This window comes from Dellaglioa algida DSM 15638, assembly GCF_001434695.1.
Classification (GTDB): Bacteria; Bacillota; Bacilli; order Lactobacillales; family Lactobacillaceae; genus Dellaglioa; species Dellaglioa algida.
In genome coordinates, this window is sequence record NZ_AZDI01000004.1 from 86,971 (window position 1) to 105,986 (window position 19,016).

Consider the following 19,016-nt stretch of genomic DNA (forward strand, 5'->3'; position numbering starts at 1 on the left):
AAAATACTCGACCTCCTTTACGACTAAATTGTTAAATATCTAAGTTTTCTACGTAAGTAGCATTATTTTCAATAAATTCACGTCTAGGTTCTACACGATCGCCCATTAACATATTAAAGACATCATTGGCTTCAATTGCATCTTCAACGTTAACACGCAATAAACGGCGTGCATCTGGATCCATTGTTGTTTCCCATAGTTGAGAAGCATCCATTTCTCCAAGACCTTTATATCGTTGAATAACAGGTTTTGGTGTTGGTGATAATTGACCCTGAATTTCTTCTAATTCTTCTTCAGTATCAACATAACGAATCATTTTACCCTGACGAATTTGGTATAAAGGTGGTTGCGCGATGTACACAAATCCAGCTTCAACAAGTGGACGCATATAACGGTAGAACAGCGTTAATAATAATGTTCTAATATGTGCACCATCGACATCGGCATCTGTCATAATAATTAATTTGTGGTAGTTCGCCTTTTCGACATTAAATTCGCCACCAAATCCCGTACCCATGGCTGTAAATAATGATCGAATTTCTTCGTTAGCCAAAATCTTATCTAAACTCGCCTTTTCAACGTTCAAAATTTTACCACGGATAGGTAAAATAGCTTGTGTTAAGCGAGCTCGACCTTGTTTAGCAGAACCGCCGGCTGAATCACCCTCAACGATGAATAATTCACTAATTGCGGGGTCTTTACTTGTATTATCAGCCAATTTACCGGGTAAATTACTAATTTCAAGTCCACTCTTTTTACGAGTTACTTCACGAGCATGCTTAGCGGCAACGCGAGCTCGAGCAGCCAATAAGCCCTTTTCAACAATAATCTTAGCTTCCTTAGGATTTTCCATTAAGAACTTAGTAAAATGTTCAGAGAAAGTTCGATCAGTCACAGAACGTGCATCGGAATTTCCTAATTTTGTTTTTGTTTGGCCTTCAAATTGAGGATCGGGATGTTTAATGCTAACAACGGCTGTTAACCCTTCGCGGACATCTTCACCAGAAAGGTTAGCATCATTTTCCTTCATCAGGTTATTTTTACGGGCATAATCATTTATAACCCGGGTTAAGGCTGTCTTAAACCCAGACTCATGTGTTCCGCCCTCATAAGTATGGATATTATTTGTGAAAGTTAATAAATTACTGTGATAATCGTCGGTGTATTGTAAAGCGACCTCCACAATAATCCCTTTTTGTTCACCTTCAACGTAAATAGGTTCGGGGAAAATAACATCTTTATTTTTATTTAAAAATTCAACATAATGCTTAATACCGCCGGCGTAATGGAATTCTTGTAATCCAGGTCCGCCATCACGTTTATCATCAATCGTAATTTTAAGTCCTTTATTCAAAAATGCTAATTCACGAATACGTGTTGTTAGGATTTTAATATCGTAAACGGTTGTTTCCGTGAAAATATCAGGATCCGGCACAAAATGAACAATTGTTGCATGTTCATTCTCGGGTGCTTCACCAACAACAGACATTTCCTTCGTAACTTTACCACGAGCAAAAGCCATACCGTAAATTTTTCCTTCACGGATTACTTGAACATCCAATTCAGTTGACAATGCATTAACAACTGAAGCACCAACACCATGAAGTCCACCAGAAACTTTATATCCGCCACCGCCGAATTTACCACCGGCATGTAAGATTGTGAAGACGGTTTCAAGCGCTGGACGACCCGTTTTTTCTTGAATATCTACGGGAATACCACGGCCATTATCGCGAACCGTAATACTATTATCTTTTTCAACAACGACATTAATTTCATCAGCGAAACCAGCTAATGCCTCATCAATACCATTATCAATAATTTCCCAAACCAAGTGATGAAGACCTTGTGAGGCCGTCGTTCCGATATACATACCGGGACGTTTTCTAACAGCTTCAAGTCCTTCTAAAACTTGAATTTGACTCGCATCGTATTCTTTTGCTTTTTCTTCATGTAATTCTTCAGCTATTTCAGCCTGTTTTTCTTGATCAGTCAACTGTGTGTTCCTCCTCTTCAAGTAAATTACCTTGATTAATATGAAAAATCTTCGGCTCATTAATTAACGTTCTGGCAATACCGCTGAGATTAGGCGTTGTTAAAAACGTTTGAACCTTATTTTGAATTGTTTTTAAAAGGTGAGTTTGGCGCATATCGTCTAATTCAGACAACACGTCATCCAAAAGAAGGACCGGGTATTCACCCGTTTCTTCTTTCATTAACTCAATTTCGGCTAATTTAACCGATAATGCAGTTGTTCTTTGTTGCCCTTGCGATCCATAAGTCTGGACATTTTTGCCATTAATCAAAAAACGCACATCATCACGATGTGGTCCAGCCAGGGTTGTCCCTTGAAATATTTCTTTTTTCGTTGCTTTTTTTAAATCGTTTTGGAGTTGCGCATATAATTGCTCAATCGTCTGATCTGCGGCATCCTCTAAATGAGTTGCGTACTCAAACGTTAGTGTTTCAGCTGATTGTGTAATCTCTTCTTGCAATTGGTTAGCCCAAAATTCAAGTTGTTTCAAAAATATCAATCGTTGATGCACGATCTCGGCGCCAAAAGCGGCTAATTGATCAGATAGTACATCTAAAAAAACTAAATCTTGATTTTTTTTATGTTGCAGCTGTTTCAAATATTGATTGCGTTGTTTCAAAATTGTTCGATACTGGCCTAAATTATACAAGTATCGAGCATTAATTTGACCGAATTCCATATCAACGAAGCGTCTTCTAACCGCCGGCGCCCCTTTAACAAGGGCCAAATCCTCTGGTGCAAACAAAATCACATTGAACTGACCAATGTATTGTGATAATTTAGCCTGTTCAAGGTGATTAACTTTAGCTTTTTTTCCCTTAGAATTAACTTGAATTTCAAGTGGAACGGTGCCTAATTGTTTATTCACTCGACCCTGAATGATTGCCGCCGTCTTATCCCATTTGATTAACTCTTTGTCATTATTCGTTCGATGACTCCGAGTCATCGATAGCACATAAATGGCTTCCAACAAATTGGTTTTACCTTGAGCATTTTCACCAAGCAAAATATTGATTGCTGGAGAAAACGAGACATTTAAGTCTTCATAGTTACGATAATCCCTCAAGGTCAGACTTTCTAAATACATGGATAAGCCTACTTTTCGTCCATTGAATGCATCGTAATAATTGCAATGCCTGGTACTTCAATGACATCCCCAGGATATAATTTACGTCCACGTCGATCTTCTAATTCGCCGTTCACAAGCACTTCGTTCTCACGTAAAAACCATTTTGCTTCGCCACCAGAATTAATAATTGTTTCTGATTTCAAGACCTGTTGCAACATCATATAAGGTGTTTCTAAATAAATATCTGATTTCAAATCGTCGTCAACCTCCATTTTCTTCTTTTTTCATTATACCTTTTTTTATGCAAAATTACAATTTGACATCTCATTTTAAGGCGATTTAAGCGATTTAATTTTTATTTAGTCCTTTTACTCTCAAAATGCTAAAAAGGCCATATTTTTAATTAATTGACTAAAATCCGCTATCAGTTCTTTTTTTTTAGTAAAACCAAACTCTAAACGCCATTTCTATCAATTTTTAGGTTTAAGGTTTAATTGATAAAAAAATAGAGTGAAAAATCGTTAATTAAAACGACTTTTCACTCTATTTTCATAAATTACCGTTATCTAATGGACAATTAGAATGTACGAACGGGTGTAATTAATTGAATAAATTGTGTTGTATCTTCAGTTGGTACCAAAGTAAAAGGTCTCAATGGTTGTGTAAAGGCAACTTTAATTTCAGTTTGGCCAAATGAACGCAATGCATCTTTCATATAATCTGGATTAAATGAAATTTCAAGATCATTTCCTGATAAGTTACTGAATTCCAACGCTTCTTCAACATTACCAACATCAGGTGAATTACTATAAATAACAACTTTTTGTTCTGCGGCGTTAATCGCAAGTTTAACAACATTATTACGACTCTCATGTGATAACAATGAAGCACGTTCAATTGCTGATAACAGTTTTGGTGCACTAAATTCAATACCTGTAGCAGATTCATTAGGAATTAAACGACTTGTATCGGGATAATTACCTTCTAATAAACGCGAATAGAATGAGGTGTTACCAAGAATAAAGAGTACTTGGTTTTCCGAGATACGCATTTCAATATCTGGATTTGAATCATCAATCATTCGTGATAATTCAACCAATGACTTACCTGGAATAATAACATCATACTTGGAATCATTAGCGCCTTGTAATGTAATTTTACGTTGGCTTAATCGATGACTATCCGTTGCCACAGCCAAGAATTCACCATTTTCGATTACAAAATGGACACCCGTCAAAATAGGACGACTTTCTTGGTTTGAAACTGCGATAACGGTTTGGCTAATAATCTGTTTTAAAATTGAACCAGAGAAGATTAAATTATCATCCGTATCAATTTCTGGTAAATGAGGATAATTATTAGCATCTAGCCCATTAATATTAAAAGAAGCTGATCCTGAAGTGATTTCAGTTTGGTAACCGTCAGTTACAGTTAATGAAAATGTATCTTGTGGTAATTTTTTAACAATTTCACTGAAAAAACGAGCGGGTAAGACAATTTCGCCAGTTGATTCAATAGTTAAATTATTAGCTTCATCTTCAACAGATAAAAAAGTTTCGATTGAAACATCGGCATCGCTTCCTGTTAAAAGTAATCCAGAAGCAGTTAAAACGACTTTAATACCCGTTAATATAGGAATCGTCGTTTTTGAAGAAATGGCTCTTTGAACATCTGTTAATTGTTTAATAAAAGCGGATCGATTAATTGTAAATTCCATAGTGAAACCTCCGGTGAGTTTAGTTATTAATTAAGTAATAAAAGAATAGAAGCAGTAGTAGGGCCTGTTAATCATGTTAAGAAATAGGTTGGGACCGTATGAATAAAAGCATCCACATGTGGATAACCTGTGAGTAAATAAACTGTTTTATCCACAGTCATCCACAAACTAGATTAGTTAAGTTCACTCTTAAGATCCGAAATTTGACGTTGTAATTTGTCATCTGTTTCCAACATTACGGCAATTTTTTCGTGAGCATGGATGACGGTCGTGTGGTCCTTACCACCAAATTCAGATCCAATTTTTGGTAAAGAATTTTCAGTTAGTTCACGGCTTAAATACATGGCAATCTGGCGAGGCATAACAATCGCTTTGACCCTTTTTTTACCTTTTAAGTCGCTTACGGTTACATGGAAATATTTGGCAACACGATCTTGAACGATAGCAATTGAAACTTCGTTTGATTTGTCCTTTAAACTTAAGTTTTTAAGGGCATCAGCAGCTAAACTGGTTGTAATTTCTGAATTTGATAATGTTGCATAGGCTTGAACTCTTACAAGTGCGCCTTCAAGTTCACGAATATTTGAATCAATCTGACCGGCAATATAGCTTAAAGTATCATCCGGAATTTCAAGGTTCTCAGCATCAGATTTGTTTCTTAAAATAGCAATTCGAGTTTCTAAATCGGGCGGTGTGATATCAACCGAAAGTCCCCATTTAAAGCGAGAAATTAAACGTTTTTGTAGTTTCGGAATTTCGTTTGGTAAGCGATCGGATGACAAAACAATTTGTTTTTTATCATCATATAATGAATTAAACGTATGGAAAAATTCTTCTTGAGTTGATTCTTTATCGGCAAAAAATTGAATATCATCTACTAATAGAAGGTCAACACTGCGATATTCCTTACGGAAATCTTCCGGTGTATTATTTCGGAGTGAATTTATAAAACCGTTTGTGAAAGCTTCACTGGTAACATACTTCACTTTGGCATCAGGGTTATTTAGAAGCATTTGGTGACCAATAGCGTGCATCAAATGGGTCTTACCTAATCCAACGCCACCATAGAAAAATAGCGGATTATACAGACGGCCTGGTTCCTCGGAAACAACTAAAGCGGCGGCATGCGCCATCTGGTTGCCTTTACCAGTAACAAAAGTACTAAAGGTATAGCGGTCGTTTAACTTGGCGTCACGCATAAAGGTGGGAACGTTGTCGTTATTAGATTGCGCGGCATTTGCTAGAGACATTTTTGTTTGCGCGCTAGCAGTGATTTCACCCTTTATCTGTAAAACGGGATTAATTTCTTCGCCCGTTGTTTCATAAAGAAAAGCAACAACTTTTGGAGCTAAGTGTTGTATCCAATATGTTTTGTGCAGTTGGGAGGGTAGTTCGATAATAAGATCGTTATTGATAAATTGTTTTGGTTCAGCTGATGAAATCCAAGTTTCGTAACTAACGGGATTAAGTTGCGTTTTGAAATAATCTGTCAGCGAAGTCCATAAATTTTCGAGAGTAAGCACAAAAAGCCTCCTTGTTTAAATAAATCGTAACCTTAGTTTAGCATTTTAAGACAGAGTTTTCCACAGGTTTAAAAAATTGTGTAAAAAAGAATAACAGGGGTATTAATAAGTTTTCCACAGGGTGGGAGTAAAAGTGTGAGTTGGTGAAAAATGACAAGGTTATCCACAAATCAGGAGTGAATATAAGTGTTATGGTAAAAGCGTTTATGTTAGTTATTAACAATTTTTAGTTAAGGGTGTGTATAACTTGTTAACAGGGTGTTCGTTGTGAAAAAGCCTGTGACCCGAACTGTGGAACGCAAGATGTGTTTCACAAGTCATCCACAGCAAAAAAATAATCATCTTAAAAATGTGGATAACTAATTTACAGTGAATTTTAATAAATTTCTTTCATAGAAGAAAGAAGTATGGTATTATATTCCGGTAAGTGAAATTGACATCACTGGTGTCTTATTTTATAAGATACCGATTAGTTGAAACATTAAGTATTTAAGGAGGTGCCTAAATTATGAAAAGAACATACCAACCTAAAAAACGTCACCGTGAACGCGTACATGGTTTCCGTAAACGCATGAGCACAAAAGGCGGACGTAACGTCTTAGCACGTAGACGCCGTAAAGGTAGAAAAGTATTGTCTGCATAGACCACTGATTTCAGTGGTTTTTTTTATTACAAAGATACGAGTACCTATTTAACTGGAGATATCACATGAGAAAATCATATCGCGTTAAAAAAGAAGCAGAGTTTCAAACCGTCTTTAAAAAGGGTCAGTCTTGTGCAAACCGAAAATATGTTATTTATATGATGGAAAAACCAGGACAGGTTCATTTTAGGGTCGGTATTTCAGTTGGAAAACGTATTGGGAATGCGGTTGCCCGTAATTGGGTTAAGCGTCGTATTCGTCAATCGCTATTAGAATTGAAACCAGATCTTAAACAAGATTGTGATTTCTTAGTGATTGCTAGACCATCAGTTGCCTGGTTATCGCAAGAAGAATCAAAAAAACAATTAACACACGTCTTGAAAATAGCCAAAATTTTAGACTAATAAAGTGAGCGAGGGTATTCTTGTGAAAAAGAAGAGTAAGCGATTTTTAGTCCTATTCAGTATGTTAGGGTTAATGTTAGTCCTAGCGGGATGTAGCACAACACCAATAACGGAAAATAGTACAGGTATCTGGGATGGCGGGATTATTCTTAGTTTCTCTAGAGCAATTATCTTTCTATCAAACTTATTCGGTGGGAACTATGGTGTTGGTATTATTGTCTTTACCATAATCATTAGAGTTATTTTATTACCATTAATGATTTATCAAACAAAAAGTATGCGTAAAACGGCTGAGGTACAACCTCAATTGAAGGCACTTCAAGCTAAGCATTCTGGTAAAGACGCTGCCACAGTTCAGAAATTACGTGAAGAACAACAAAAATTGTACGCAGAAGCAGGTATTAATCCAATTGCTGGATGTTTACCATTGTTGGTACAAATGCCAATCTTGTTGGCTCTTTACCAAGCTATCTTAAGAACCAATGTTTTGAAAACTGGTGAATTTTTGTGGTTACAACTTGGAGACAAGGATCCATACTTCATCTTACCTATCTTGGCCGCAATCTTAACTTACTTTGTTTCTAAATTGGGCGTTATGGCGCAACCAGAGGCAAATTCAATGTCAACAATCATGGTTTATGGAACACCTATCATGATTCTTGTTACGGCTATTAATTTACCATCTGCTTTATCATTATACTGGGTTATCACTAACGCGTTCTCAGTTGGACAGACATTATTAATCAATAATCCGTTCAAGATTACTCGTGAACGTGAAGAAAAAGTTCGTCTTGAAAAAGAAAAAGCGCAAGCTATTCAAAAAGCTAAAAAGAAGGCCTATAAGGGCCGTAATAAAAAATAGTAAGATGAGGCCAATTCCGTTTAGTGGAATTGGCTTTTTATTTTGGCTATAATTAAGGAAAGAGGTAGGAAAGGGGATGTTAAAGATGAAAAAATTAACAAAATCTAATAATAAGGTTATTGCTGGGGTTGTCGGTGGAATTGCCGAATACTTTAACTGGGACCCTACGTTGACAAGAATAGGTTATATTATTTTAAGCGTCATGAGTGTCGCGTTTCCTGGTATTATTGTGTACATTCTTTGCGCCATAATTATGCCTGAAGCACCTTCAAAATATAGATAAATAAAAATGCGCAACCAGAATTTCTGGTTGCGCATTTGTTTCACGTGAAACAATTTAGAAAGTTGCTGTATCTGGATCTTGAGCATAACCAACGACGCCTTCAAGCGCGTTAATCTTCGCCATATCTTCATCTGATAATTCGAAATCGAATAAATGAGTGTTTTCTTCAATTCTATCAGCATGGACAGACTTTGGAAGTGGTAAGAAACCATTTTGCAATGACCAACGTAAGGTAACTTGTGCCACACTACGACCAATACGTTCAGCAATTTCAACCATTGTTGGTTCTGCAAAGATAGCGCCTGTTCCTAATGGGCTATATGCTTCTAGTTGAATGTTGTGGTCATGAGCATAATCAATTGTTTCTTTATTTGTGTCTCCGGGAGCCAAACGAATTTGGTTGACCATTGGCATAATTGTTTGCGTCTCTTCTAAAACTTTAAAATGACGAGGGCGGAAGTTAGAAACACCGATTGCTTTGATTTTGCCCTCATTATAAAGGTCTTCAAATGCACGCCATGTTTCTTGAAGGTGACTTTCCCAATTATCTTCACGGTAAGCAGCAGGATTTGGCCAATGAATCAAGAATAAATCAAGATAATCAACGCCTAAATCTTTTAACGTTTGCGCAAAGGCAGCCTGTGCTTGATCATAAGTATGTTCTGTATTAGCTAACTTACTTGTTAAGAAGATGTCTTCACGAGCCACACCACTTTCAGCAATTCCTTCACCAACACTGCTTTCATTATGGTACATTTCGGCAGTATCTAAATGTCTGTAGCCAGCAGCCAAGGCTGATTTTACGGATGCTTTAGCGACATCGCCGCTGGGTGTTTGCCATGTCCCAAAACCAACAACTGGGATTTGAACGCCATTTGATAATTCATATGTATCTGTTAATTTATTCATAGAATTGAACCTCCAATTATTTTTACTTACTTTATGTATCCATTATAGCCCGGGTCCTATAGACCTTGTCAAATGAAAGACCTTTTCAAAAAAATCGTTCTGAAAAAGGGTTTAGGTGAAGGCTCATTTAGTGCTATAATACAATGATGATAACTATACTTGGAGGATGAACATGCCCATATTTACTGGAAAAAATGTTGATCAGGCTGTAACTAACGGTTTGGCTACATTAAAGCTTGAAAAATCGCAGGTTGAGATTAAAATAATCAATGAAGGTAAGTCTGGATTTTTATTTTTTGGTCGTCAAAAAGCGGAAGTTGAATTAATTGAAAAAATAGTAACAAAAAAATCAACAAGTAAAAAAATAGTTGATGAGAAAAAAGAAGAAAATGTTGTGTCAAAACCGCTCACTGCAGAAGAAAAAGCTGCTAGAAGTCAGCTTAATGAAAAGGCAGTTCATGATGTTGGTTATTACTTGGCCGATATTACTGAATTAATGGGAATTGATACGGAAATTAACGTTCAATTTGAACGCCGTCAAGTTACGTATGACTTTAATACGAGTAAACAAGGTTTATTAATTGGTAAACATGGTAAAAGTTTAAATGCACTACAGTACTTAGCACAGGTTAATATGAATCAAAAAGCTGTTAGTCGAATGAATGTCATATTAGACGTTGGTGGCTATCGTAAGCGCCGCGAGGAAACTATTGAACGCCTCGCAATTAAGGTTGCTAAAGACGTCATTAGAACAGGTGAAACAATTCAATTAGATCCAATGCCAGCGAATGAACGTAAACAAATTCATTTCTATCTGGCACGGAATAGTCGTATTAAAACAACGTCAATTGGAACTGAACCTAAACGTTCAGTCGTGGTTGCGCCAAAGAAGAAAACACATTAGTCAATAATGGAAGGAAGTCCCCCACATGACCTTAAATCATAATCCTAACAAGTTAGAAGATGAACTTTGTTTTTCAATTTACACGGCACAAAAAGATTATAATAAATTTTATACGGAATCACTGAAGGAATTCAGTTTGACGTATCCACAATATATTACTTTGCTCTCACTATGGGAAAAATCGCCAGTGATGGTGAAAGAACTAGGCGCAAAGTTACACTTAGATAACGGAACCCTAACGCCTCTTTTAAAACGAATGGAAAAAGATGAGTGGGTTGAACGAACGAGAGATCCAGAAGATGAACGTCGCGTGAACGTGTCGTTAACTGAAAAAGCAAAGAAGAGTAAGACTAAGATTATTAAACAAATGTCTAATTGTTTTGCTTCATTTGATATGACTGAGGAAGAATATCTTGGTTACGTTAATGAATTAAAAATGATTACTAGTAAATTAGAAAATCGGGTTAATCGCGACTAGTTAAACAGACTTATTGACAAATGTCGGTAAAAAAAGTATATTATTGGCATTGAACTTAATATTAGATAAAGTAGTGAAGGTGCTTTATCCACGTCTTTTTTAAGGCGTGGAGTGGGCCCTTTTTTTGTTTGAAAAAATTTAGAAAATAAGGTTACCCGAATAATAATTCAAAATCGAAGGGAGTATTTAAAGACATGCCAGAACTAACAGAATTTGATACAATTGCCGCTATTTCAACGCCACCTGGTGAAGGTGCTATTTCGATTGTTCGATTAAGTGGGGAAGACGCTGTCCAAATTGCTAACAACGTGTTTAAAGGGAAAAATTTAGCGAATGTTGATAGTCATACCATTAATTATGGTCATATTTTAAATCCTAAAACGGATGAAGAAGTTGATGAAGTGATGGTTTCTGTTATGCTAGCGCCTAAAACATTTACCCGTGAAGATGTGATCGAAATTAACTGTCACGGTGGGATTGTGCCAACGAACCAAATATTACAACTACTATTAAGTAATGGTGCTAGACTGGCTGAACCCGGAGAATTTACAAAACGAGCCTTCTTAAATGGTCGAATTGATTTATCTCAAGCTGAGGCCGTCATGGACTTAATCCGTGCTAAAACAGATCGCTCAATGAAAGTTGCTTTAAATCAATTAGACGGTAATTTATCACGTTTAATTCGTAATTTACGTAAAGATATCGTGGATGTTTTAGCATTAGTTGAAGTTAATATTGATTATCCAGAGTACGATGCTGGTGAAGAAATGACGACTAAATTATTACTCGAAAAAGCGCAAGATGTTAAGCAATATGTTCAAGAATTACTAAAAACTGCACAACAAGGTAAAGTGTTAAGAGAAGGATTAGCTACGGCCATTATCGGGCGTCCTAATGTGGGTAAATCAAGTCTTTTGAATCACCTATTACACGAGGATAAAGCCATTGTAACTGATGTCGCCGGAACAACGCGTGATGTCATTGAAGAATACGTTAATGTTATGGGCGTGCCTTTAAAGTTAGTGGATACAGCCGGTATTCGTGACACAGAGGATAAAGTTGAAAAAATTGGGGTTGAACGTTCTAAAGAAGCCATTGTTCAAGCTGATTTAGTCATGCTTGTCTTAAATAGTAACGAACCTTTATCTGCTGAAGATAAACAACTCATTAAATTAACGCAAAATGATAAACGAATCGTTATTTTGAATAAAACTGATTTACCTGAGAATTTAGATCGTAAAGAATTAGAGAGTATGGTTGATCCAGCTGAAATTATTTCAATTTCTGTCTTAAAACATGAGGGTATGAAGCAGCTTGAAGAAAAGATTGCTAACTTATTCTTTGGCGGTATTGAAAATAGTCAGACAACTGTTATGATTACAAATTCTCGTCATATTGGTTTGTTAAACCAGGCTGAAACGTCTTTAGATGATGTTATAACGGGAATTGCTGCAGGGATGCCAATCGATTTAGTTCAAATTGACATGACCAGAAGTTGGGAACTACTCGGTGAAGTCACCGGCGATAGTTACAAAGATGAATTACTCACGGAATTATTTAGTCAATTCTGTTTAGGCAAATAACGATTAACAAATAGGAGAATATAAATGGATTTTAAAACTTATAATGGTTCGGATTACGATGTCATTGTCGTTGGTGCTGGGCATGCCGGTTCAGAAGCTGCACTTGCTGCTGCGCGAATGGGTAACAAAACATTACTTATTACAATTAGCTTAGACATGGTTGCGTTTATGCCATGTAACCCCTCAATTGGTGGCCCAGCTAAGGGAATTGTTGTCCGCGAAATTGATGCCTTAGGTGGCGAAATGGGACGTAATATTGATAAGACTTATGTCCAAATGCGGATGTTGAATACTGGTAAAGGCCCAGCTGTCAGAGCGCTACGGGCACAAGCTGATAAGCATCTTTATTCCAGTGAAATGAAACATACGATGGAAAAAGAAGAAAATCTAACGTTACGTCAAGGAACAGTCGATAGTTTAATTGTTGAAGATGGCGAATGCCGTGGTGTTGTGACAAATACTGGTGCTAAATACCGTTCTAAAAGTGTTGTTTTAACAGTTGGAACGGCCGCTCGAGGTAAAATTATTATTGGTGAATTAAGTTATTCATCGGGTCCTAATAATTCTCAACCCGCTATTAAATTATCTGAAAATCTTGAAGCACTTGGTTTTGATTTAGAACGTTTCAAAACGGGAACACCACCCCGTGTTGATGGTAATACCATTGACTACAGTGTAACTGATGAACAACCTGGTGATATTGAACCTAATCATTTTAGCTTTGAAACACCTGATGAAGACTATATTGATGTTAAGAACCAACTCTCTTGTTGGTTAACTTACACTAACTTGAAAACGCATGAAATTATTAATGCTAATCTTGATCGAGCACCAATGTTCTCAGGAATTATTAAAGGTGTGGGTCCACGTTACTGTCCATCAATTGAAGATAAGATTGTGCGTTTCTCGGATAAACCTCGTCACCAACTCTTTTTGGAACCAGAAGGTCGTTCAACAGACGAATTCTACGTTCAGGGGCTTTCTACATCAATGCCGGAAGAAGTTCAGCAAGAGATTATTCATTCAATTAAGGGCTTAGAAAACGCCGAATTGATGCGTCCTGGATATGCAATTGAATATGACGTTGTGGCACCTTACCAATTACGCCCAACACTTGAAACAAAATTAGTGAAGAACTTATATACTGCTGGTCAAACTAACGGAACTTCTGGATATGAAGAAGCTGCTGGACAAGGTATAATAGCAGGAATTAATGCTGGATTACGTGCTCTTGGTCGCGAAGACTTTACGTTGAACCGTAGTGATGCTTATATTGGCGTTATGATTGATGATTTAGTAACAAAGGGAACAAATGAACCTTATCGTTTATTAACGTCTCGTGCTGAATATCGCTTGATTTTACGTCATGATAATGCCGACTTGCGTTTAACTGAAAAAGGGTATGATATTGGGTTGATTTCTGAAGACCGTTTGGCTATTTTTGAAGCTAAAAAAGCAGAAATAGAAGCAGAAAAAGCTCGATTACAAGCATTTCGTATTAAACCAACCGATGATGTGAATGCTTTCTTAGCAGAACATGAAAGTGCTGCTTTGAAAGATGGTGTGTTGGCTAACGAATTCTTACGTCGTCCTGAAGTAACTTATGCGGACGTTGCGAAATTTATGCCAGGTCCTGATCATGAATTAGATCATCGAATTATTGAACAGGTTGAAATTCAATTTAAATATGAAGGCTACATTAAAAAAGCACAAGAAAAAGTTGCGAAATTAAAACGTATGGAAGCTAAAAAGATTCCAACGAATATTGATTACGATTCAATTGAAGGAATTGCGACGGAAGCCCGTCAAAAATTCATCAAAATCCAACCGGAAACGTTGGCACAAGCTAGTCGTATTAGTGGTGTTAATCCCGCCGACCTATCAATTCTCGCTGTTTATATTGAACAAGGTAAAATTGCTAAGGTTAATAGTTAACGTTACAGGGATGCAAAAAAGGTGTCAATTAAGTATATTTTTCATACTTAATTGACACCTTTTTATTTTATATTATGTGTATAATAATTTTACAGTCCAGCTGCGTGCATGATTGAAGTAAGATTTGAAGCCAAGCTAACGGCAAATACGGTCATAATAATGAAGACCACAAATGCTAATAGAAGTTGGCCAATTACGACACCGTAAAGGCGATCAATTTTGACAGGATTTGTATCAATCACAATTGCTAGGATGAACGCAACACTCATGATAAGTGCCATTAAGAAATAAATGAAAACTGCAGCACCTTTCATACCAGATAACATTAAAACCATGCTGACAACGGATAATCCAAGATTAACCATTAAGTAATGCGTAAAGCGATTTGTGAATGACATTAGTGTATCGGTTTTATCACCTAATACGACGTTTCTAACAAAGAAACCGATTAATACGTAAATGGCGAAGACGATTAACGTTAAGAAAAATAATTTTGCGTAAAGACCGCTCTCAAGCGTTGCTTGTCCGGCACTAACGGCATCACTACTGCTACCCGTCGTTGTTGATTCGCCAAAGGCACTAAGGAATGACTTCGTAGAATCTACAGCTGAAGTAACTGATCTTGCGACACTGTTCATTAATAATTTTACAAAAAGGTCATTGAATAGTGCGAATAAGATAATTGTGGCGAAACCAAAATATTTATGGCCATTTTCTAAAATAGTTGGGTGTTTTACAGCATTTAAGAAGTAAAACCAGTAGTCCTTTGCAAATGATTTAGCTTGTTCAACGTTTTCATTTGGGTTCTTTGTTTCTTGTGGTTGTGCGTATTGTTGTTGGAACTTAGTTGGTTCTTGTTCACTTTGTGTTTTGGTTGGTTCTTGAACGGGTGTTTTTCCCGGTTCAGCTGGGAAGGCAAACCCGCAGTTCGTACAAAATTTGACGTTTTCTGGTTGTTGAGAACCACAGTTAGGACATGTTTTCATTGTTATTTCCTCCAAAGGTTAGTTGTCTTCGATTTTTTCGCTAATTTGTTTACCTGGTGAAATTGAATCAATTAAGAAATCATCGTTGTTAGAATAATTAGTTTTAGCAGTAAATTCGAAAACTTGTGTCTTAGTTGAGCTCTTATCGTTATCATCAGTAATGTAGAAAGTATAAGTAACATCGTAAGTCACGTTAAATTTATTTTTAGCAGTAGGCGTTACCGCTTTTACTTTAGCTTCATAATCGACACTTGTAAGTAAGTGATTATCATGGTATCCCTTAGCAATCTTGACCCATTTTTTAGCATCTTCATTACTCTTACCGTCAACGAAGAAGCTATCAATTGAACCGTAACTTTCATCTGAGTACTCATCAGAATCGTCACCCTCTGAAGTATAATTATCGATATGGGTAAATAATTTGTCCATGTAGCTCTGGGCATCATCCGTCGTTAACATATCTGGAAAGGCAATAGTGAATAGATTACTATCAGAATTATCCTGAGAACCATTTTCGTCAGTATTATCTAAAGTCACATTATTATCGTCATCATTACCTGAAATTTGGTATTTACTTGTAACAAGCGTGTTGTCGCCAACCTTTTCTTTAAGTTGTAAAAGGTTATTCCCAGAAGAAGCAATGGGGCCAATTGTGGCAGATCCAGAATCACTGGTTGTACCGACCTTTTTTGAGTTAACAAAAATATCGGCGTTCGCAATACTCTTAATTCTAAAAGTAATTGTGCTTAAATCTAGGTTCACTTTAGAAGCTGAACCACCGATAAATTGGGTCGATTTATTAGTTAATTTGGTACCGTCAATGGAACCAATAGATTCTAGCGTATAGTTTCCAGGAACTAGTCCTGAAATTGTTTTGCTGTAATCATCAGAATCGGCTGTGGCAACTTTATTACCATTTAATTTAATTTCTGCACCTGAACTATTCGTTGATAATTTAACGGAAGCAGTTGAGAAATCAGCCGTGTATTTAGGAAATAATAACCAATGTTTACCATTTTGTTTCAAATGGAAGTACGTTGAAGTATCCTTATCATTTGTTAGACCAGTTTTAAAGTATTTAAGTGAGCTCGCACTGTGCCAAGCGTCTGATGCAGGTTTCATGTTTGAATCAGTAATTTTGAATGACGTATCTGACGTCGAAAAATAGCTCTTCATATTTTTATTATCTTTAAGAGAATCAGTAATACGATTAATTTGGTTGTCTTTTGAATAATATTTAGTGCCAACATAGTAGCCGCCTGCGATAATAAGGACGAGAACGCCAATTAAAATTCTGATAAATTTAGTCTTACCCGAAATTGGTTTTTTTGGAGCAGCAACTTGTACTTGTTCGACGGGCGCTTTACTTTGTGTCGGAGTGACAGATTGTGGTTGTTGCGGTGTAACAGGACTCACCCGTAAATCGAAGTTACAGTTAGGGCAAAAATTAGCACCTTGTGGCACTTTAGAACCACAATTAGGACAAAATTTTTGCGCTGACCCGCCAGCTGTATCATCTAAAGGCGCATGATAGATATATTCTTTTTTGATCATTAGTTCCCCTTTTTAATTATTATTTGAAGCTATTTCGTAATACCGTGTTACCTATGTACCCCCGTAAGACACCCTCTTTAAACCAGATTTAATGGCTAAAATCAATAAATAGAACCTGAAACTTAATTGAAACTTAACTTATTTTACCAACGATACAGGTTATTGTATACATGTATTTTTAAAAAACGAATAACTTGTAGTCTGTTTGATTGATTTTAAATCCTTTACCATAAAGAGATAACGTTTCTGCTTAGGAGTTTAATATGCTTAAGAAAATAGGAATTTTAATTCGTGCCAAACGAAAATTATTAAATATGACCATTGAGCAGTTGGCTGAAAAGTCAAAATCCTCTGTTAGTTTAATCTCCTTGATAGAACGAGGGAGATTAGACAATATTAAGATGAAAAAATTATCAGATATTGCTGAAGCTCTGAACATGACACTAGCCGATTTTTTTACTAATCAAAATTTAAAAGGTGTTGCAACACTGGATTTAATTAATTATCTTGCTTCATTACCAGAAGACAAACGCGAAGCAACTGCTGAATTATTGCTCAAAGTTATTCGGTTATAATTGATTATCATTAATGATAGACCACGCTATTTCTTCAATAGTGTGGTCTTTTTTTTGTACCTGATAAGTTCCCGCTAAATCAATTTGCTTGGTAGGTAAGTCCAGAGTTAAAATATCAAAATTGTGAAAATCAATCCGATGATTACTTAAATCATAGATTAAAAATTTTAAATCCTGTCGTACCTTCAAGTTATCGTGTAAATCTATCCCATTCATAAATAAAATCTCCCTTGTAAAAAAATGATATAAAAAAAGCATTAGCTTTTATTAGCTAATGCTTAGATTACAACAAAATTATGTAATATATAAGACTGACGCTTGCAAAAAATTAATTTTAACGATAGTCAGCAATTTTGTCAACAAGACATATAACAGCTAGTGTTGTCAACAAGGTATTGATGAGGGGTGACCTAAATGTTGATAGAGCTAATTTAAAAGCTGTTGGGCAATAGTAATTAGAAGGAGAAATAAAATAACAACAAGGTGTCGAGGTTTGTTCATCACTAAAATTGCAACAAATTCACGTAAAAAAGCGTTCGGGAAAAAATACCAAGCTGTTTTTCCGCCAATTCCTTGAGCGTTGACGCCAACCATTCGTGCGAACAGTCCTGCGCGAAATATGTGGTAGTTGTTAGAACTGAATAAAATATTTTTTCCATTATTATCAAGATCAATTATTTTTTTTGAAAAGAGCATGTTTTCAAAGGTAGTCGTCGACTTATCCTCTAGCAACGTGAATGCTTCGGGATATCCATTTTCAATCGCCCATTTTTGCATTGCGAGTGCCTCTGAAGTGGCCTCATCATGACCTTGTCCACCTGAAAAAATAAGAATTGGCCGTTTTCCACCTACTGAAACCTGCTTGTCCGCAAAATTGATGGCGCGTTGGATTCGATTTGAAAGTAATTTGCTAACCTTATGCCCATTAATTAAACCTGCGCCTAAAACAATAATATAATTTTGATCATATTTAGGACGACGAAGGTTGTATAAGATACTGGCGGATAAAAAATTTAAAAAGGCTAACATAAAATAAATACCAAGCCATGAAGCGAAAGTAAATGGGATTTGAACATACCAAGGCCATGTGGGAACAAGTGATTTTGTGAACCATTGGACAATAAGAATAATAGCGAGTATTAAGCCTAACATATTGGCTAGTGAGTGACTTTCCCGTTTAAAGACCATGCGTGCATTAATCAAAAGAAAAGGGATGGTACTAATGGATATTAAGAACACGCCCAATACGCCAACAGTGATCACAATAAGTGCCACCGTTTCTACAAAACTATTAGAGATACCAGCAAGGGCTCCCATTAAAGAGATGAGAAACGCGTTGAATAAAAATCCATTGAGTAATCGACGTGGTTCGATATGAAAACTAACATACCAAGATAATAGTATTAAAAATGGTAATAACAGAATTAAATAGCTCATAAATTACCCTCCAAATGAAAGAATATCTCAAGTTTAGCACATTATTTAGGGGTAAAGAACTGGAACGTTCTCTTAGTATGGGATAAAGATAAATTATTTTAGTATTTTGAAGATTACCG

General features: G+C 36.2%; 19 protein-coding genes. 9 read left to right on the plus strand and 10 right to left on the minus strand.

Features of this window, described 5'->3' with window-relative positions:
• Nucleotides 1-31: 31 nt before the first annotated feature.
• The 5 genes from gyrB to dnaA form a co-directional block, all read right to left on the minus strand.
• Nucleotides 32-1,969: a DNA topoisomerase (ATP-hydrolyzing) subunit B gene (gene gyrB / locus FC66_RS04275; RefSeq protein WP_225428600.1), complete on the minus strand. Its 1,938-nt coding sequence runs from the start codon at nt 1,967-1,969 to the stop codon at nt 32-34.
• A 19-nt stretch (nt 1,970-1,988) separates the two neighbouring features.
• Nucleotides 1,989-3,122 carry a DNA replication/repair protein RecF gene (gene recF, locus FC66_RS04280; RefSeq protein WP_057974153.1) on the minus strand — a complete coding sequence of 378 codons (1,134 nt, stop codon included), beginning with the start codon at nt 3,120-3,122 and terminating at the stop codon, nt 1,989-1,991.
• Nucleotides 3,123-3,130: 8 nt separating this feature from the next.
• Nucleotides 3,131-3,358 carry a S4 domain-containing protein YaaA gene (yaaA, locus tag FC66_RS04285; RefSeq protein WP_057974154.1) on the minus strand — a complete coding sequence of 76 codons (228 nt, stop codon included), beginning with the start codon at nt 3,356-3,358 and terminating at the stop codon, nt 3,131-3,133.
• Between the two features lie 323 nt (nt 3,359-3,681).
• Nucleotides 3,682-4,821, minus strand: coding sequence for a DNA polymerase III subunit beta (gene dnaN / locus FC66_RS04290; RefSeq protein ID WP_057974155.1), 1,140 nt, complete (start codon nt 4,819-4,821; stop codon nt 3,682-3,684).
• Nucleotides 4,822-4,994: 173 nt separating this feature from the next.
• Complete coding sequence (gene dnaA / locus FC66_RS04295; RefSeq protein WP_057974156.1) at nt 4,995-6,344, minus strand: chromosomal replication initiator protein DnaA; 1,350 nt, start codon at nt 6,342-6,344, stop codon at nt 4,995-4,997.
• 508 nt (nt 6,345-6,852) lie between these two features.
• On the opposite strand from dnaA, the gene rpmH reads away from it, so the two are divergent.
• The 4 genes from rpmH to FC66_RS04315 all read left to right on the plus strand — a co-directional run bounded on the left by rpmH (nt 6,853) and on the right by FC66_RS04315 (nt 8,536).
• Entirely contained in the window at nt 6,853-6,987 is a 135-nt protein-coding gene (rpmH, locus tag FC66_RS04300; RefSeq protein WP_057974157.1) for a 50S ribosomal protein L34, read from the plus strand.
• Between the two features lie 65 nt (nt 6,988-7,052).
• Nucleotides 7,053-7,391, plus strand: coding sequence for a ribonuclease P protein component (rnpA, locus tag FC66_RS04305; protein WP_057974158.1), 339 nt, complete (start codon nt 7,053-7,055; stop codon nt 7,389-7,391).
• Nucleotides 7,392-7,413: 22 nt separating this feature from the next.
• Entirely contained in the window at nt 7,414-8,253 is an 840-nt protein-coding gene (gene yidC, locus FC66_RS04310) for a membrane protein insertase YidC (protein WP_057974159.1), read from the plus strand.
• An 85-nt stretch (nt 8,254-8,338) separates the two neighbouring features.
• Nucleotides 8,339-8,536 carry a PspC domain-containing protein gene (locus FC66_RS04315; RefSeq protein WP_225416502.1) on the plus strand — a complete coding sequence of 66 codons (198 nt, stop codon included), beginning with the start codon at nt 8,339-8,341 and terminating at the stop codon, nt 8,534-8,536.
• A gap of 54 nt (nt 8,537-8,590) precedes the next feature.
• On the opposite strand, the gene FC66_RS04320 is transcribed toward FC66_RS04315, so the two are convergent.
• On the minus strand, nt 8,591-9,445 hold the full coding sequence (locus FC66_RS04320) for an aldo/keto reductase (RefSeq protein WP_057974161.1): 855 nt from the start codon (nt 9,443-9,445) through the stop codon (nt 8,591-8,593).
• Between the two features lie 172 nt (nt 9,446-9,617).
• On the opposite strand from FC66_RS04320, the gene jag reads away from it, so the two are divergent.
• The 4 genes from jag (at nt 9,618) to mnmG (ending at nt 14,345) form a co-directional block, all read left to right on the plus strand.
• On the plus strand, nt 9,618-10,349 hold the full coding sequence (gene jag, locus FC66_RS04325) for an RNA-binding cell elongation regulator Jag/EloR (protein ID WP_057974162.1): 732 nt from the start codon (nt 9,618-9,620) through the stop codon (nt 10,347-10,349).
• A gap of 25 nt (nt 10,350-10,374) precedes the next feature.
• Nucleotides 10,375-10,827: a MarR family winged helix-turn-helix transcriptional regulator gene (locus tag FC66_RS04330; RefSeq protein WP_057974163.1), complete on the plus strand. Its 453-nt coding sequence runs from the start codon at nt 10,375-10,377 to the stop codon at nt 10,825-10,827.
• 194 nt (nt 10,828-11,021) lie between these two features.
• Nucleotides 11,022-12,410: a tRNA uridine-5-carboxymethylaminomethyl(34) synthesis GTPase MnmE gene (gene mnmE / locus FC66_RS04335; RefSeq protein ID WP_057974164.1), complete on the plus strand. Its 1,389-nt coding sequence runs from the start codon at nt 11,022-11,024 to the stop codon at nt 12,408-12,410.
• 24 nt (nt 12,411-12,434) lie between these two features.
• Complete coding sequence (gene mnmG / locus FC66_RS04340) at nt 12,435-14,345, plus strand: tRNA uridine-5-carboxymethylaminomethyl(34) synthesis enzyme MnmG (protein WP_057974165.1); 1,911 nt, start codon at nt 12,435-12,437, stop codon at nt 14,343-14,345.
• Between the two features lie 89 nt (nt 14,346-14,434).
• Here the strand turns inward: mnmG and FC66_RS04345 are convergent, their stop codons facing one another.
• Both FC66_RS04345 and FC66_RS04350 read right to left on the minus strand, forming a co-directional pair.
• The gene (locus tag FC66_RS04345) at nt 14,435-15,331 is read right to left on the minus strand and encodes a zinc ribbon domain-containing protein (protein WP_057974166.1); all 897 of its coding nucleotides are present in this window, start codon (nt 15,329-15,331) and stop codon (nt 14,435-14,437) included.
• Between the two features lie 18 nt (nt 15,332-15,349).
• Nucleotides 15,350-16,885, minus strand: coding sequence for a zinc ribbon domain-containing protein (locus tag FC66_RS04350; RefSeq protein WP_057974167.1), 1,536 nt, complete (start codon nt 16,883-16,885; stop codon nt 15,350-15,352).
• A 263-nt stretch (nt 16,886-17,148) separates the two neighbouring features.
• Here FC66_RS04350 and FC66_RS04355 point away from each other — a divergent pair, with 263 nt between their 5' ends.
• Nucleotides 17,149-17,460 (plus strand): helix-turn-helix domain-containing protein, encoded by a 312-nt coding sequence (locus tag FC66_RS04355; RefSeq protein WP_083478962.1) that lies wholly within the window; start codon nt 17,149-17,151, stop codon nt 17,458-17,460.
• Here FC66_RS04355 and FC66_RS04360 read toward each other — a convergent pair.
• Nucleotides 17,455-17,676, minus strand: a complete 222-nt coding sequence (locus FC66_RS04360) for a hypothetical protein (protein WP_057974168.1) — start codon at nt 17,674-17,676, stop codon at nt 17,455-17,457. The genes FC66_RS04355 and FC66_RS04360 overlap by 6 nt on opposite strands.
• A gap of 210 nt (nt 17,677-17,886) precedes the next feature.
• On the minus strand, nt 17,887-18,897 hold the full coding sequence (locus tag FC66_RS04365) for a YdcF family protein (RefSeq protein ID WP_057974169.1): 1,011 nt from the start codon (nt 18,895-18,897) through the stop codon (nt 17,887-17,889).
• Nucleotides 18,898-19,016: the final 119 nt, after the last annotated feature.

Excerpts from the sequence above, each read along its gene's own strand:
- FC66_RS04365 (WP_057974169.1), bottom strand. The coding sequence starts at position 18,897 with ATGAGCTATTTAATTCTGTTATTACCATTTTTAATACTATTATCTTGG.
- rpmH (WP_057974157.1), top strand. The coding sequence starts at position 6,853 with ATGAAAAGAACATACCAACCTAAAAAACGTCACCGTGAACGCGTACAT.
- FC66_RS04315 (WP_225416502.1), top strand. The coding sequence starts at position 8,339 with ATGAAAAAATTAACAAAATCTAATAATAAGGTTATTGCTGGGGTTGTC.
- FC66_RS04360 (WP_057974168.1), bottom strand. The coding sequence starts at position 17,676 with ATGAATGGGATAGATTTACACGATAACTTGAAGGTACGACAGGATTTA.
- FC66_RS04320 (WP_057974161.1), bottom strand. The coding sequence starts at position 9,445 with ATGAATAAATTAACAGATACATATGAATTATCAAATGGCGTTCAAATC.
- FC66_RS04355 (WP_083478962.1), top strand. The coding sequence starts at position 17,149 with ATGCTTAAGAAAATAGGAATTTTAATTCGTGCCAAACGAAAATTATTA.
- recF (WP_057974153.1), bottom strand. The coding sequence starts at position 3,122 with ATGTATTTAGAAAGTCTGACCTTGAGGGATTATCGTAACTATGAAGAC.
- mnmG (WP_057974165.1), top strand. The coding sequence starts at position 12,435 with ATGGATTTTAAAACTTATAATGGTTCGGATTACGATGTCATTGTCGTT.
- dnaN (WP_057974155.1), bottom strand. The coding sequence starts at position 4,821 with ATGGAATTTACAATTAATCGATCCGCTTTTATTAAACAATTAACAGAT.
- mnmE (WP_057974164.1), top strand. The coding sequence starts at position 11,022 with ATGCCAGAACTAACAGAATTTGATACAATTGCCGCTATTTCAACGCCA.
- jag (WP_057974162.1), top strand. The coding sequence starts at position 9,618 with ATGCCCATATTTACTGGAAAAAATGTTGATCAGGCTGTAACTAACGGT.
- rnpA (WP_057974158.1), top strand. The coding sequence starts at position 7,053 with ATGAGAAAATCATATCGCGTTAAAAAAGAAGCAGAGTTTCAAACCGTC.
- FC66_RS04350 (WP_057974167.1), bottom strand. The coding sequence starts at position 16,885 with ATGATCAAAAAAGAATATATCTATCATGCGCCTTTAGATGATACAGCT.
- FC66_RS04330 (WP_057974163.1), top strand. The coding sequence starts at position 10,375 with ATGACCTTAAATCATAATCCTAACAAGTTAGAAGATGAACTTTGTTTT.
- FC66_RS04345 (WP_057974166.1), bottom strand. The coding sequence starts at position 15,331 with ATGAAAACATGTCCTAACTGTGGTTCTCAACAACCAGAAAACGTCAAA.